This window comes from Streptomyces yamdrokensis (assembly GCF_053890455.1).
Genome location: NZ_CM132679.1, coordinates 7,653,428 through 7,667,634, shown reverse-complemented (window position 1 = coordinate 7,667,634; position 14,207 = coordinate 7,653,428). Strand labels below are relative to the sequence as shown.

Below are 14,207 nucleotides of genomic sequence, written 5' to 3'. Positions count from 1 at the left end.
CGGCCTTCGCCTGATCCTGTGTTACCGGATCAGGAAACACACGGGACCAGCACGAAGGCCGTGGACATGAGTGTGCTGCGACGGGACGCCGAGCGGACGCATCTGCCCGGGCGTCACACTTCCGGAACATCTTCTACGCCTGCCCGACCGTGCGAGGTGATGCGCTCTTCGAGCTGACGGACGCGCTGCTGTGCGCGGAGGGGCCGGTGAGCACCCGGTCGGTCTGACGCTGGTGGCCGAGCACCGATGCGGTCACGGCGCCATGTACGACGTGCTGAACTGCGGCGGTGTTGATGCAGGACGCCTGCGCCGGCTTCCGGCCGCGCCGCAGCCGAAGGCCGCCGACGGGCGCCTCGTGCCGGCCGTGGACGTGACCAACTGGTTCCGCTCCGACGCCCCGACCAGCGCGGACCGTCTGTGCGGACATCGCCCCTGCCCGGCAGTTGGGCCTGGCCAAACTCTTGGCCAAGGGGCCAGGTGTGGAGATCCTCGCCGAGGCCCGGCTACCAGGGACTGGGTGCACGGAACGGCAGGCGAGTCGTGACACCACCACACCGCACGTTCGAGAAGAACCCGCCGGACTGGTATGAGGAGATCTACCAACGACAGCGCAAGGCGCGCTCCTCGCGCCGCATCCGCGTCGAGGACGCCATCGCCCACCTGAAGAGCTGGCGGGCCCTCGCCCGCCACCACGGCCGCCGCGAGCACATGAGCGACATCGTCCAAGCCGTCGCCGGCCTGCTGTCCGCCAACAGACCACGGACCTGAATGCGGCACGGCAGATGTGAACGCCGAGAACCACTGAAGTCCTCAACGTCTCACCGCCCAGCATGCACGAGCTCGCAAGCGATGTCCCGTAAACGACCTTTGGCTCGGTGCGGACGTGGTTGTTCGCTGTGCGGCCCGCCCACTTGTCCGGCGAGGGTGAAGTTGTGCAGGCGCGCGATGGTAGTTGCCCTTCAGGCTTCAGCCCTCATGACGTGAGAGCTCGGGACCTGCCGGTGCGGGGGCACGATGCCGTACTGACGTTGGACGTATACAGCGACGCCCAGGTCGGCGGGAAGAACCTCGAAGGTGGTTATCGGTCGGAAGGCCCGGTACCGCGGGCAGCTCGCCCGTGGGCACCGATGGCAGTTACAGCCGTCGCGAGCAGGTGGTCATGGTCGCCACTGGCATCTGCCGCCAGGTTCAGGCCGCGGTCTCTGCAAGTTTCCGGAACTCGCCCAGATCATGGTTGGCGAGCGTGGAGTCCAGATTCGTCAGTGCCCCCAGATGCTCGACGAAGCCCTTCGGGTCGTACTCGATCTGCAGCGTCACCCTGCTCGACTTGTCGCTGAGCCGGTGGAAAGTGACCACGCCCGCGTGATGGACCCCCTCCGTCGTCCGCCAGGCGATCCGGTTCTCGGTCGCCACCTCGGTCAGTTCGGCAACGAAGTTCTTGTCCGCGCCGGGCAACGACAGTTGCCATGCGAAACGGCGTTCGTCGAGTGGTTGCACTATGCGGACGTGGCTGAGAAAGGAAGGCCACTTGGTCACGTCACTCCACAGTGCCCAGGTCACGGACACGGGGGCCTCGATGTCGACGGTTTCCACCAGGGAGGCGGACACACTGCACCTCTCTCACTTTCGGCCATGGGCTGCGCTGCCGCAGGCGATGAACAGATAGGTCCCTGCTACCCGCAGCGGGCCGGAGCACACGGAGCTCCCGCGCTCACTCACGCGCCCTCGGCCATGGGCGCGATCAGCGCGTTCCGGCAACGAGAAGGCGCAGCCCTCCCGGTCCGGCTGGTCGACGAGTTCAGCACGTACCTCCGCCCAGCGGTCGCTGGGATGGTAGGCCAGCGCGCCGTCGTCGATGCGGTCGTGGCGGAGAAAGCCAGTGCCCCGCTCGGGCGGCCTGCTGTCCGCAGACGGACGGGGGCCCCATCACAGAACGAGCAGCGACCCGCCTGCCGCTTGCCCGCACGACCGCGCTGGGAACGGCAGCCGATGAGGGCGCGCGGGACGTTGATGTAACAGTGCAGCAGACGCTTGATGCCAGCCACATCCACTACAAGGCCGTTGAGGACGCGGCGGGTCCGAGAGCCGGGATTGGCGGCGATGACCCCGGCCTCGGCTACGACGACCGCGATCACATGGATCAGCGGCTTAGAAAATGATCTTCAGGGTGGTTGGATCATTCCGCAACTGATGATCCGGGAGTGTGGAGTGGCTCGGCCGAAGCTGTGGGAAGTCGACGACGAGCTGTGAGCGGTGATCGAGCGGCTGTTACCGAAAGCGGAGCGTCGGCCCCGTCATCCCGGGCGCAAGCGGCACCCGGGCCGGCTGGTGTTCCAGAGCATCCTGTTCGTCGGGCCGTGAGTGACGGCGCGCTCTCGTATGCCGTCCTGGAGCTTGGCGGCGGCCAGGGCAAATCGCCGGGGCTCTGCTCCACCGGCCGGTACACGGTGCAGGCACCGAACGCGCGGATCGCCGATCCCCGCCGGCCATCGCGCGGCTCGGACAACGACCGCACCCCGGGCAGCTTCGGCGAGCGGGAACCGTCGGTGGCCTCATGGTCCAGCACGTACGCGGCCCGCTCCCCCGGCGGGTGACCCCGCGCCTCTTCGTAATCGGCCATCAGGGCGGACACCACGTCCGCGATCTGCTGACGGCGGGTGGACTGCCAACCGGTCAGGCGCCGGTCAGTACCCGCGATCTCCATGACCGGCCTCTTTTCGGGCGTCACCTCGCGCGGCTCCCACGTCCACCCGAGCCGGGCAAACGCTTCCTCCATGAAATAGAGGGAGGACAGGGTGCCGGCCGCCGCAATGTGCTCCGGCATCGAGTCCGCCGACAGGTCCCACAGGTCCCCTCCTCATCCGGCCGCCGGGCACGGACCGGCACAATCGCCGGCGGGGCTCGCTGCTGTCGGGCCCGGAATGCCCTCAGGGCGGAGCGGATGCTCCTGCGGTAGAAGGCGGTAGCGGTGAAGCCTGAGCCGCTGTCGGGGGTTCCCGGTCGTGACTTTTATGGACCGGTTGGGCAGGTGCGCTTTGGCCCTGTCCTTCGGACCACGACCGCATAAGAGTGAGAGGACCTTCAACCTCGCGGAGGTTTTGTTGAGTATCGCGTTCCTGCTGACCACCCTGGTAGTGGTGATCACCCCTGGCACCGGCGTGGTGTACACCCTCGCCGCCGGGCTGTCCCACGGCCGCCGGGCGAGCCTGGTGGCCGCGCTCGGCTGCACTCTCGGCGTCGTGCCGCATCTGTTTGCGACGATCACCGGGCTCGCCGCGCTGCTGCACACCAGCGCCGCCGCCTACGAGGTGGTGAAGTACCTCGGTGTCGGCTATCTGCTGTACATGGCATGGGCGACGCTGCGTGACAAGGACGCGTTGGCAGTCGAGGAAGAGGCCGGGCCGCGGTCGGCGGCTCGCGTGATCACCTCCGGAGTGTTGATCAACTTGCTCAACCCGAAACTCACGATGTTCTTTGTTGCGTTTCTCCCCCAGTTCGTCCCCGTCGGCGAGCCCGGTTCCCTTGGCATGATGCTCCGGCTCAGTACGGTCTTCATGGCCCTGACCTTCGTTGTCTTCGCCGCATACGGCATGTGCGCTGCAGCTGTACGCAACCGCGTGCTGGCACGGCCGCAGGTGATGACCGTCATCCGCCGGGTGTTCGCTGCCTGCTTCGTGGGCCTGAGCGCACGGCTGGCGGTGGCGTGAGATGCACTTCCGACACGCAGACGCGATCTGGTCCGACTACCCCGAACTCGTCGCGGGTGCGCTTCACGCCAGCGGCGTCAGCGGCACTGGCGACGTCACCCCGCGCCTTGCGGAGTACACCGACCGCGCCGAGGCCCGGCTGGCCCGCGCCTGCGAAGGCCAGTTCCCCGAAGTGCTGGCCTGGCGGCGGGCCTTCACCCGGATGGGGCTGAAGCCGACCCAGTACCGGTGCGCCTCGGAGTCGCTGCTACGGCGGCTGCGGAAGGAGGGGACGCTGCCGCGTATCCACCCAGTGGTCGACCTGTGCAACGCGATCTCCGTCGCGTACGCGGTCCCGGTCGCGGTCCTCGACGCCGACCGTATCGCCGGCCCGCTGCTCGAGGTGCGCTATGCCCGCGGTGATGAGCACTACACGACCTTCAGCGGCGACACCGAGCACCCAGCCTCTGGCGAGGTGACGTATGCCGACTCCACCGGGCGGGCGCATGCTCGCCGTTGGACCAACCGGCAGAGCGGCCACTCCGCGGTCAGCGGGCACACCAACCGGATCCTCGTGGTGGCGGAGGCCATGCATGACGGCGGTGGCGAGACCGTTTCCGAGGTGATGAAGACGATCTCCGAGGAACTCACCGCGCACTGGCGGACAACCCACGCGGCAGCCGTTCTCACCTCATCCGCACCGGAGTTCACCCTCAGTGGCCAGTCGCCGGTCAGCGCTCATGCGCCGCAGCGGCGCATGGCACCATGAGTCCGGTGAACGAGGAGGAACGGATGACGAGCGGCGCGTCTGCCGCATCCACGGCGGCAGCCGCGTCAGCGGACGCCGGACCCCCTGCTCACGGCTCCGACTTTCTGCAGCTGAACGCCGGGGACGCGCCCGCAGGCGGCAAGGCGGACTGGTTGGCGCGACGGCTGCGGCAGGCGATAGCAGACGGCCGGCTGGCCGTAGGCGGCAGACTGCCGCCCACCCGGGTACTCGCCGCCGAACTACGCGTCTCCCGGGGGGTGGTCATCGAAGCGTACCGGCGGCTTACCGAGGACGGCCATGTCGAGGGGCGGCGGCGCGGCGGTACGGTGGTGGTCGCGGCACCCCCTGCTTTCCTGCAGGCGCCCTCCGAGTCGGGGCCGTCCCGGGGCACTGCCCCGGCCTGCGGTCACGGAGCCGGTCAGACCGTATCGCGCGCGCTGTTCACCGGCGAGCCCGGCGCGGATGTCTTCGACGCGCTGCGTGCCACCCGCGCCCGCATCGACCTCACCCCCGGCCAGCCCGACCTCTCCGCGTTTCCCCGCGCGGCCTGGCTGCGCGCCGAACGAGCTGTGCTCGCCGAACTGTCCGCCCGGAACCTCGGATACGGCGACCCCCGCGGTGCCCCGCGGCTGCGCCGTGCCGTCGCCGGCTGGCTGGCGCGCAGCCGCGGCATCCGTGTCGCCCCGGACGAGGTGCTGATCGTCGCCGGCACCGCGCAGGCGCTCACCCTGCTGCACCCCGTACTGCGGGCAGAGGGCATCACCAGCGTCGCGGTGGAGGACCCTGGCTCGCTCGGCACCCGCCAGCACCTGCAAAACGGAGACCTGGCCACCCCACCCGTACCGGTCGATGGCGACGGCCTACGCGTCGACGCACTGCGCGCCACCGGCGCCCCCGCGGTACTGCTCACACCCGCTCACCAGTTTCCCACCGGCGTCGTGACGAGCGGTGAGCGCCGCCGCGAGCTCCTGCACTGGGCAGCAGACGGCGGGCTGATCGTGGAGGACGACTACGACGCGGAACACCGCTACGACCGGCCACCGGTGTCCGCGCTGCGCTCGCAGCTCGCCGACCGGCTGTGCTACATGGGCAGTGTGTCCAAACTGCTCGCACCCGCACTACGGATCGGCTGGGTGGTGCCGCCGCCTCGCCACCGGGAAGGGATGACCGACGCGAAACGCTTCATCGACCTGGGCAACGCCGTGCTGCCGCAGCTGGTGCTCGCCCGGCTGATGGAGTCGGGCCAACTGGAGCGGCATCTGCGGCTGCTCCGTGGCCGCCACACGCGCCGCCGCGACGCGATGATCAACGCCATCACCGAACACCTACCGAGCGCGGTCGTGCACGGCGCGGCGGCCGGCCTGCACTTGACCATCACGTATACGCCCGAGGTGCCCGACACGGAGCTCGCCGCTGCCGCGCTCGCCCGCGGCGTGAAGTGCCAGCCCTTGTCGTGGCACCGCCAGCTGCCCGGCCGCCCCGGCCTCGTCCTCGGCTACGCTGCCGGCTCGCCCGGCGCAATCACTGAAGGGGTAGTGGCGCTCGGCCAGGCGCTGCGCGAGCTGACCTGACGCCCTTGGCCGCCGTGCAGGGCTGTCGGCTGGTCCATCGCGGATCACATGCGCACCTCCCTGGTCACCGACGCGACCGAGACGGCCGAGGCCGCCCGTGGCGGCCAGGTCCACGGCGTGGTCTTCCCCACGGACAGGAACTCTCAATATACGAGTGCGGCGTTCGCCGATGTCTGCCGTGGGCACGGCATCCGCCGCAGCACGGGCCTCGTCGGCTCGAGCTACGACCATGCCCTCGCCGATCCCTCGGCCTCGCGTTGCGGACCCTGACCGCCGGCCACCTGGACCTGCCGGCCGGGCAGGGCGAGCGGCGCGCGCTACTGGCCGCAGCCCAGCGGGACGACGGCTCGTGGCCGGCCTGCGCCGATCGAGGTGAACGGCCTCCTCGACCGGTTGGCCGCGGCGCACCACCGCGACCCCACCCGGTTGGCGCCGTGGGCAGGGAGGGGAGACCGCGTCTCCGACCGGGGGCCGCGGCCAGTGGGCGGGTCTTCGCCGGGCCGAGCGGGGTCAGGTGTGGCGTGTGGGCGGGGGCTCCCATTCGAGGAGGGCGAGTCCGGCGGCCATGCCTCCGCCGAAGCCGGCCAGGAGAACGAGGTCGCCCGGCTCCATCCGGCTCGCCGTGTGGTCAAGGGTCACCGGTACCGACGCCGCCCCGGTGTTGCCGTAGTCCCGTACGGTCATGTGGGCATGTGCCTGCGGGAAGCCGATGTCGGCCGCCAGCTTCTCGACCATGCGACCGTTGGCCTGATGCGGCACGAAGTGGACGCGGGCTGCGCCCCCGCCGCCGGCTCGAGCGCCGTGCTCGTGGAGGAAATCGTGGATCATCGGTCCCACGTGCTCCTCCACGAAGGCGCGCACGGCCCGGCCGTCCATCGTGAAGTAGTGCAGACCGTCCGCGAGTGATTCGGGCGAGGCGGGAATCCGGGAGCCGCCGGCCGGGACGCGGATCAGGTCCCGGTGGTCGGGAAACGACGCCAGGCGGGCGGCGATCACGCCCCTCCCGCGGACGGGCCCCAGGACGACGGCGCCCGCGCCGTCGCCGAACAGGACCACGGTGCGGCGGTCGGCGGGGTTGAGGATGCGGGAGTAGATGTCGGCGCCGACGACCAAGGTGTGTCCTCCGGTGCCGTTCAGCATCCGCTCGGCCGTGGTCAGGGCGAAGACGAAGCCGCTGCACACGGCGTTCATGTCGTAGGCGGGCCTGCCGGGCGGGACACCGAGTTCGGCGGCGACCGCGAGCGCGGTGCGGGCGGCGGTCGCGGCGAGACCGGAGGTGACGTCGTCGGGCTTGGCCCAGCGGCGTGTCCGGATGCCGGTCCGCTGCACGATCCACTCAGGTGTCACGCCGGCCGGTGTTCCCACCTCCTCGTTGGTGACCACGTTGCCGGGCAGGCAGGAACCGGTACCGAGCGCACGTGGCCGAGCACCGCGTCAGAGGCGGCGGTGCGGTAGCGGACGGCGGGCCGCGCGGCCTCCATGGTCGCGCGCATGCCAAGAGCGTTGCGCTCGGCGACCGCACCGACGGTGGCCATGTCGCCGTCGCGCAGCGCCTTGTGCATCCGGGCGAGGTCCGCGCGGCTGTCCGTCACCCAGCCCCGGTAAAGTGGCGAGGTGGCGACCGTGTGCCGCGTGGCCTCCCGGCTCGACACGGGTTTGGGGCCCGCCTCCAAGACGACGGCGACCAGCACGGCGTCCAGGCGGGTGTCCGCGACCGGTTCCGCGTAGGAGGCATGGTCGGGGTCGGAGGCGTCGGGATCGCCCGCGTGCCAGACCACGAAGCCGCCGAAGACGGACCGCGCGGCCGATCCGGACCCGCGGCGGGCCAACCGGGACAGTTGCACGGCGTCGAGGGGCAGGCCGTAGGCGTGGGCCGCTGCCAGGGCCAGCGCGGGCGTCCCGCCGGGCAACTCGCTTGCGCAATACATGGACGATGCCTGCGAGAGCCACACGGTCCGGCCCCGGCGGAGACGCCAAAGAGTTGGCCCAGGAGACCCATGTGGGCGAGTTTGCGCAGGTGGAGCGCCGTAGCCAGGATCCGGTCAGCTGCGGTGAGCTTGGTTTTGGCGCCTGTGCCCGGTGCGACCGGACGCTCGTGACCACGACGTGCGCGGAGTACTTCCTCGCGTTGCATCTCCAGCGCGGGCGTCGGAGTGTCGATGAGCCGGCTGAGCTGCCGGCGGGTCGTACCGGTCGGTTCAGGTGCCTGCAGCGAACGCTGGGCGAGGTGATGCAGCCTGTTCGCCGGGGCCCGCGAACGCACCTTCTCCTGGCTGATGCGGACCCGGCGGCTGGCCCGTGACTACCAAGCGCATCCGGCCAGCAGCGAAGCCATGGTCCTTCGATCGATGACCATGGTGACGGGCCGTCGCTGCTGCTGCCGCGCGGTCACCGCGCGGCAGCAGCGGCCGGACCTGGTCCGGGCAGCGTGAACCGGCCCGGCCCGCCCTCGACCGGTCAGCCCCGCTCCACCAGCCGTCTCGGCCTCCCCCGGGCACCCTCGACCCGGGACACGACAGAGCTGTCCCAGCCCAGTGCCACCGCCGTCTGCCGCGCGGTCGGACCGTCCCCGCCCGCCTCGTCGAGCGCGGCCATGATCCGCCGGCAGTCTGGTCCCAGGACCTCCACCGGCACTCCGTCCTCACGGCGGGCCACCGTCCTGAGCGGCCCGGCCACCGGCACCGGCTCCTTCAGCGGGGCCTGGACGGCAGTCGGCACGGGCGTCCTTCCCACAGCGGACACGTCCCGCTCGGCCAGCGCCTCGAGATACTGTTCCAGGCCGATCACCCGGCGGTTCAGCAGCTCTTCCGCCTCAGCCAGAACCGCCCGCACACGCTCGGACTCGGCCCGCGGTTCCTCCACCTGCATCAAAGCAGCCTTCTCACGGTGCTCGAGTACTGCCCGCATCGATGGCGTCCGCCACCTCCACCTCGCTGACGGACAAGATAGCCCAAGCCTGTCTCGACGATGGGGACGTTATGCCTGACCTACGGAAAATCGCACATCAGATTCGGAAAGGAACCGCTTCCAAGGCTTGCCGCTGATACACCGCGTGCAGGTGGCGACGGCGCTGGGCTGCTAACCCGCCACCAGCTTGCGTACGTTCTCCACGCTGCCGCAGCCGGCCTCCAGGTACCTTGCGCGCGCTTCACGGAACGCCGTCCCGAGCTGAGCGCGACGATCGTCGGCGACGTTTTCGCGGGCGTCATTGAGCAGGGTCCGCTCTTCCTCGTCCGCGTGGTGATTGACCGCCGTGACAAGCTCTTCGAGCTTGTCCTCCCACTCCTGCGAAGCGGTGTCCTTCACTTCCAGCAGAGCAAGCAGTGCCTCGTTTCCCTCCTCGTGTTCGTGCACGCTGTGGTCGACATCGTCGTCGTCCACGTTCTTGTAGCGTCGCAGGGCCGGGTAGACCTTCTCCTCCTCGGCCGAGGCGTGCGCGATGAGCAGGTCCGCGAACTCCGCGAGAGCGGTGGCGCGGTCGGCCTCGACGTTGCGCATGGTGCGGAAGAGGTCTTCCATACGGCGATGGTCCTGCAGGATGAGTTCGACGACATCATTGGACGACACAGTGGCTCCTCACCTGTGAGCGTTGGTGTTCCGGTCTCGCAGCTACCCCCGTTCTCGCTGCTGAGACATTTCCTGTTCCGCCTGCCGCTCGTAGCCGGACTCAGCTCTCGGGCGTGTCGAGGCTGTGAATGGTGGTCAGGTCGGCAAGTCCTGAAATGTTCAGGACCGGAGCCAGCAGCGGGGTGGCGATGAGTTCGATGCGGTCGGTGTGAGTGAACAGCACGCTCAGGCCGGCGCTGTCGAGGTACTCGACGGCCGTGAGGTCAATGACGAGAGGGCCGTCGGTCGTCTCGATGGCCGTGGCCAGGGTGTCGGTGTTGCTCATGTCGATTTCGCCGACGACCGTCAGCAGCGTTGCGCCATCGGGACGCCGACTGGGGGTGAGAGTGAGCGGGGTGGTCATGAGGCGATCCTCGTATGCATGTCGACAGTGGTCCCGGTCGCGCCGGAGGTGATGGTCACCTGTTGCATCAGAGCGCGCATCAGGGCCACGCCCCGCCCACGGTGGGGGTTGAGGTCAGGCCGGGGTGTCTTCCACCGGCCGGTGTCGGCGACGGTCAGGCGAAGATCGTCGACGAGGGCTTCGGCGCGTAGCCGGATCGTGTCTCCGGGGGCGTCGCGGTGCCCGTGCTCGATGGCATTGGCGCAGGCTTCTCCCGCCGCCACCAGGATGTTCTGAACGGTGTGAGGTGGAAGCTCACACTGGTCGAGCCAGCTGCGCAGGGCCTTGCGGACCGGTGCAAGCTGTGACGACTCCGCCGGGAAAGCCACGTCCAGCGGTGCCGGGTGCCGGTAAAGCAGAAGAGCCACGTCGTCGTCGTAGCCGTCGGTGGGTGCAAGCCGTGCCATGACCTGGGTGGCGAGGTCGTCGATGGCTACGTTGCGGCCCTCCTGGATGGCCTCGCTGGCCTGGTCGATGCCGGCGGTCAGCGGGCGGCGCCGACGTTCCACGAGGCCGTCGGTATACAGCAGGAGGATGGCGCGTGCGGGCACGGTGCAGGTGCCTTCGGGGCGGTGCTTGCCCGGGCGTACGGCCAGGGGAACGGACCGCCCTTCGTCCAGGAGCAGGGTGGTGCCGTCGGGGTGGGTGAGGATGCCGGGCGGGTGTCCGGCGCTGGAGTAGGTGAGGTGGCCGGTGTCGGGGTCGAGGACCCCGCAGAAGACGGTGGTGCACATCGCGCCGGGGATGCCTGCGGCGAAGTGGTCCAGGGCCATGAGGGTCTGAGCGGGGCTGGCGTCCTGAAGGAGCAGGGCGCGGCAGGCGCTGCGCAGCTGGCCCATGACGGTGGCGGCCTCGAGACCGCGTCCGACGCAGTCGCCGACGACGATGCCGATGCGTCCGTCCTGGAGCCGGACGGTGTCGTACCAGTCACCCCCGACTTCCAGGGGCTGGGTGGCGGGCTCGTAGCGGACGGCGAAGCCGTCGGGCAGATTGGACGGGCCGAGGATGGCTCGTTGCAGGGCGATGGCCGTCTCGCGCTGCTGGTCGATCTGATGGGCGCGGGCCAGCCCCTGGGCGAGCTGGCCGGCCAGCAGGGACAGCAGCAGTTGGTCCTCATCGGTGAAGGGACGGTGGCCCCCGAGATCGATCCACACCACCATGGCCCCTTCGGGGTGGTTGACGGTGATGGCTGCACCCGTGTCGTCGTCGACCTGAGTGAGCGGAGGCTGGTCGAGCCAGGCGGTGAGCTTGTCCCGGTGGTCGGCGGGCAGGTCCTGCCAGCACAGATCGGCATCGGTCGCGGTCACGGACGTTTCCTTGCCGGCTGCGGCGACGGCCGCCAGTACGCGTTGGGCACGCCACAGGTGCTTCAGCTCGGCCAGGACGCCTGCCAGCGCTTCCGGCAGGCTGGTCGCCTGGGTGAGCCGCATGCTCAAGGCGGCCTGGGCGCTCTTGCGCTGGATTGCGTAGTGCTCGGCGGTGACGTCGCGGAAGGTGCCGACGGTGACCTGACGTCCGGTGTCGGGGTCGTGGGCCTGGTTGAAGGTGGCGGTGACCCACACCCTGTGCCCGTCGCGATGGCTGACCGGAATGGTGTAGGAGCCCTTGGGATTGCCCAGCAGTTGAGCGAAGGCCTCGGAGACCTGGTGGTGCGCTTCAGGGTCGGTGTCGGCGTCCGGCCACCAGGGGTGTACCGGCGAGTAGGGCAGGCCCTCGGGATCGTAGCCGAGGATGTCGGTGAAGGCCGTGTTGATCTCGACGACGGCACCGTTCTCGTCGCAGACGAAGAAAGCCTCCTGGAGGGAGTCGATCAGCGCGGTGCGCCAGCGCGCCTGGTGATTGCGCAGCCGCGCCAGCTCTACGTTGGCCCGCACCCGTGCGAGGAGTTCGGCCGCGGCGAACGGCTTGACGAGATAGTCGTCGGCGCCCGCCTGGAACCCCTCGATGGACGCCTCCTGCCCGGCCCTGGCGGACAGCAGCAACACCGGCACGGAGGAGGTCCGTGGGTCGGCGCGCAGCGTCGTCACCAGTGTGAGGCCGTCGAGGCCGGGCATCATGACGTCGCTGATCACCAGGTCGGGGGCGTCCGCTCGGACGGCCTGCAGGGCCGCCAGGCCGTCGTTGACGGTGTCGACCCGGTATCCGCCGCCGTGCAGGAGGCGGGTGAGGTACTCGCGCATGTCGGCGTTGTCGTCGGCGACCAGAACCCGCGCCGGCACAACCGGACCGGTGGTGTCTCCCGACGCTCCGGCGGCAGCCACTGCGGCAGCTGTCTGCTCGTCGGCGCCGGCCGCCTCGTCCGGCAGCCAGCGCAGCGCTTCCAGCAGATAGGGGTCGGCGGCGGACGCCACACGGCTGCCCCTGGCCGGCACGAGAGCGTCGAAGGGGAGGTGAGCCGTGCCGAACGGCACGCGGATGGTGAAGCAGGTGCCCTCGCCTTCGGCGCTGTCGGCGGTGATCGTGCCGCCGTGCAGGGCTACCAGTTCCTTGACCAGGGCCAGCCCGATGCCACTGCCCTCGGTGGAGCGGGAGCGGACGGTCTCTATCCGGTGGAACCGCTCGAACAGCCGGGGCATCTCCTGAGCGGGCACGCCGATGCCTGTGTCGGCGACCTCGACGACCGCGTGGGTGTCCTCGGTGTGGACGGCGACGCGAATCGAGCCGTTGAAGGTGAACTTCAACGCGTTGCTGAGCAGGTTGAGGATCACCTTCTCCCACATGCCGCGGTCGATGTACACCTCTCCGACCGGCGAAGAGCATGCGATGTCGAATTCCAGACCGGCCCTGTCGATGGCGGATCGGAACACGCTGGCCAGCTCCGCTGTGACCTCGGCCAAGTCGACCGGTTCGTAGCGCGCCTGCATCCGGCCGGCCTCGATACGGGAGAAGTCCAGCAGCGAGTTGACGAGCTTGCCCAGTCGCAGCGCGTTGCGGTGGATCGCGTCCAGTTCCTCTCGCACCGGCGCGTCGGCGTCTGCCAGGCGAGCGCGCAACTCCTCCACCGGTCCCGTGATCAGGGTGAGCGGGGTGCGGAACTCGTGGCTGATGTTGGAGAAGAAGGTGGTCTTGGCCCGGTCCAGCTCGGCCAGATCCTCCGCCCGCCGCTGTTGCTCCTCATAACTGCGGGCACTGGCGATTCCGGCCGAGAGGTGACCGGCGACCAGCTCGACGAATCCGCGGTAGCCCTCGTCCAGCGCGCGGTACCGGTTCAGTCCGGTCACCAGAAATCCGTACGGTGCGCTGCCCGACTGCTGCAACGGCACCACCAGCGCCTGCACGGGCGGCTCGGGCCAGTCCCCTGCCGGCAGGCCGACGAACGGGGCGCCATCGAGCGACACGAGCACGGACTCCCCACGAGCCGGCTCTTCCACCGGCCAGACGTCGCCGGAACCGGGACCGGGACCGGGCAGGGTGGCTGGGGCGGTCGCGTGGCCGCTGGGTACCCCGGTCGTACCCGCGAGCTTCGCAAAACCGTCGGGCTGGAACAGGTAGGTCAGCGTGAACGGCAGGTCCTGCAGGTTGCGGCCCAGCTGCTGGTCCACGAAGGTCAGCATTTCCTGTTCGGTGCGGACCACGCTCGGATCGGATCCCAGGTCGCGCAGCGTCGCCATCCGCCGCTCACCGATGACCCGCTCGGTCTCCTCGCTGACCACGCACAGCATGCCGACCACCGCGCCGCCGTCGTCGCGCAGCGGACTGTACGAGAAGGTGTGGTAGCTCTCCTCCGTGTAACCGGACCGCTCCAGGAACAGGAGCAGACCTTCGTCCCAGGTCGCCTGTCCCGTGGTCATCACGGTGTCGATCCGGGGGCCGATGTCGTCCCAGATCTCCGCCCACACCTCACTCGCCGGCCGGCCCAGCGCCCAGGGGTACTTGCGGCCCAGCGTGTCCCGCCGGTAGGCCGCGTTGCAGAAGAACGTCAGTTCCGGACCCCATGCCATCCACATGGAGAACCGCGACGACAGCAGGATGCTGACCGCCGTCTGCAGACTCTGCGGCCACTGGGACAAAGGGCCCAGCGGGGTCGACTCCCAGTCCACCTCGGCGAGGTCCCGGCCGACCTCCGCCTCGGCGGCGAACACGCCGGAACCGGCCGTCACCGCCGGCTCGTGTTCAGCGTCTTGCGAACGCGCCACAGGACACCCTTCCCCTCACGTCCTCACCACACCGCC

At 69.7% G+C, this 14,207-nt stretch carries 13 protein-coding genes and 3 pseudogenes; 7 read left to right on the top strand and 9 right to left on the bottom strand.

From position 1 onward, the window contains the following. Positions 1-128: 128 nt before the first annotated feature. Both ACWZEH_RS33830 and ACWZEH_RS33825 read left to right on the top strand, forming a co-directional pair. Positions 129-427 (top strand): annotated as a pseudogene (locus ACWZEH_RS33830) (transposase); the annotation flags it as partial. Positions 428-540: 113 nt separating this feature from the next. After that, positions 541-768 carry a hypothetical protein gene (locus ACWZEH_RS33825; protein ID WP_456194866.1) on the top strand — a complete coding sequence of 76 codons (228 nt, stop codon included), beginning with the start codon at positions 541-543 and terminating at the stop codon, positions 766-768. 420 nt (positions 769-1,188) lie between these two features. On the opposite strand, the gene ACWZEH_RS33820 is transcribed toward ACWZEH_RS33825, so the two are convergent. Further along, positions 1,189-1,608, bottom strand: coding sequence for an SRPBCC family protein (locus tag ACWZEH_RS33820; protein ID WP_456194865.1), 420 nt, complete (start codon positions 1,606-1,608; stop codon positions 1,189-1,191). Positions 1,609-2,018: 410 nt separating this feature from the next. On the opposite strand from ACWZEH_RS33820, the gene ACWZEH_RS33815 reads away from it, so the two are divergent. Beyond that, complete coding sequence (locus tag ACWZEH_RS33815) at positions 2,019-2,159, top strand: hypothetical protein (RefSeq protein ID WP_456194864.1); 141 nt, start codon at positions 2,019-2,021, stop codon at positions 2,157-2,159. A gap of 17 nt (positions 2,160-2,176) precedes the next feature. Here ACWZEH_RS33815 and ACWZEH_RS33810 read toward each other — a convergent pair whose 3' ends face one another. Beyond that, positions 2,177-2,776, bottom strand: coding sequence for a relaxase domain-containing protein (locus tag ACWZEH_RS33810; RefSeq protein ID WP_456199965.1), 600 nt, complete (start codon positions 2,774-2,776; stop codon positions 2,177-2,179). Between the two features lie 325 nt (positions 2,777-3,101). Here ACWZEH_RS33810 and ACWZEH_RS33805 point away from each other — a divergent pair, with 325 nt between their 5' ends. From ACWZEH_RS33805 to ACWZEH_RS33790, 4 genes and pseudogenes are all read left to right on the top strand, one after another. Next, on the top strand, positions 3,102-3,707 hold the full coding sequence (locus ACWZEH_RS33805; RefSeq protein WP_456194863.1) for a LysE family translocator: 606 nt from the start codon (positions 3,102-3,104) through the stop codon (positions 3,705-3,707). 1 nt (position 3,708) lies between these two features. After that, the gene (locus ACWZEH_RS33800; RefSeq protein WP_456194862.1) at positions 3,709-4,455 is read left to right on the top strand and encodes a B3/B4 domain-containing protein; all 747 of its coding nucleotides are present in this window, start codon (positions 3,709-3,711) and stop codon (positions 4,453-4,455) included. Between the two features lie 23 nt (positions 4,456-4,478). Beyond that, complete coding sequence (pdxR, locus tag ACWZEH_RS33795) at positions 4,479-6,026, top strand: MocR-like pyridoxine biosynthesis transcription factor PdxR (RefSeq protein ID WP_456194861.1); 1,548 nt, start codon at positions 4,479-4,481, stop codon at positions 6,024-6,026. 18 nt (positions 6,027-6,044) lie between these two features. Further along, positions 6,045-6,269, top strand: a pseudogene (locus ACWZEH_RS33790) (DDE-type integrase/transposase/recombinase); the annotation flags it as partial. Positions 6,270-6,536: 267 nt separating this feature from the next. Here the strand turns inward: ACWZEH_RS33790 and ACWZEH_RS33785 are convergent. The 7 genes and pseudogenes from ACWZEH_RS33785 to ACWZEH_RS33755 all read right to left on the bottom strand — a co-directional run bounded on the left by ACWZEH_RS33785 (position 6,537) and on the right by ACWZEH_RS33755 (position 14,171). Then, complete coding sequence (locus ACWZEH_RS33785; protein WP_456194860.1) at positions 6,537-7,373, bottom strand: 3-oxoacyl-ACP synthase III family protein; 837 nt, start codon at positions 7,371-7,373, stop codon at positions 6,537-6,539. Continuing rightward, the gene (locus ACWZEH_RS33780; RefSeq protein WP_456194859.1) at positions 7,370-7,954 is read right to left on the bottom strand and encodes a hypothetical protein; all 585 of its coding nucleotides are present in this window, start codon (positions 7,952-7,954) and stop codon (positions 7,370-7,372) included. Before ACWZEH_RS33780 ends, ACWZEH_RS33785 begins: the two co-directional genes overlap by 4 nt. A 35-nt stretch (positions 7,955-7,989) precedes the next feature. Continuing rightward, a pseudogene (locus ACWZEH_RS33775) lies at positions 7,990-8,280 on the bottom strand (ISAzo13 family transposase); the annotation flags it as partial. A gap of 203 nt (positions 8,281-8,483) precedes the next feature. After that, entirely contained in the window at positions 8,484-8,933 is a 450-nt protein-coding gene (locus tag ACWZEH_RS33770; protein ID WP_456194858.1) for a hypothetical protein, read from the bottom strand. A gap of 171 nt (positions 8,934-9,104) precedes the next feature. Continuing rightward, positions 9,105-9,593 (bottom strand): hemerythrin domain-containing protein, encoded by a 489-nt coding sequence (locus tag ACWZEH_RS33765; protein WP_456194857.1) that lies wholly within the window; start codon positions 9,591-9,593, stop codon positions 9,105-9,107. Positions 9,594-9,693: 100 nt separating this feature from the next. Then, complete coding sequence (locus ACWZEH_RS33760) at positions 9,694-9,996, bottom strand: STAS domain-containing protein (protein WP_456194856.1); 303 nt, start codon at positions 9,994-9,996, stop codon at positions 9,694-9,696. Next, positions 9,993-14,171, bottom strand: a complete 4,179-nt coding sequence (locus ACWZEH_RS33755) for a SpoIIE family protein phosphatase (RefSeq protein WP_456194855.1) — start codon at positions 14,169-14,171, stop codon at positions 9,993-9,995. Before ACWZEH_RS33755 ends, ACWZEH_RS33760 begins: the two co-directional genes overlap by 4 nt. Between the last annotated feature and the right edge of the window lie 36 nt (positions 14,172-14,207).

Bases quoted from the DNA above. Each gene is read 5' to 3' on its own strand.
- ACWZEH_RS33780 (WP_456194859.1), bottom strand. From the start codon at position 7,954: ATGTATTGCGCAAGCGAGTTGCCCGGCGGGACGCCCGCGCTGGCCCTG.
- ACWZEH_RS33810 (WP_456199965.1), bottom strand. From the start codon at position 2,776: ATGGAGGAAGCGTTTGCCCGGCTCGGGTGGACGTGGGAGCCGCGCGAG.
- ACWZEH_RS33800 (WP_456194862.1), top strand. From the start codon at position 3,709: ATGCACTTCCGACACGCAGACGCGATCTGGTCCGACTACCCCGAACTC.
- pdxR (WP_456194861.1), top strand. From the start codon at position 4,479: ATGACGAGCGGCGCGTCTGCCGCATCCACGGCGGCAGCCGCGTCAGCG.
- ACWZEH_RS33770 (WP_456194858.1), bottom strand. From the start codon at position 8,933: ATGCGGGCAGTACTCGAGCACCGTGAGAAGGCTGCTTTGATGCAGGTG.
- ACWZEH_RS33760 (WP_456194856.1), bottom strand. From the start codon at position 9,996: ATGACCACCCCGCTCACTCTCACCCCCAGTCGGCGTCCCGATGGCGCA.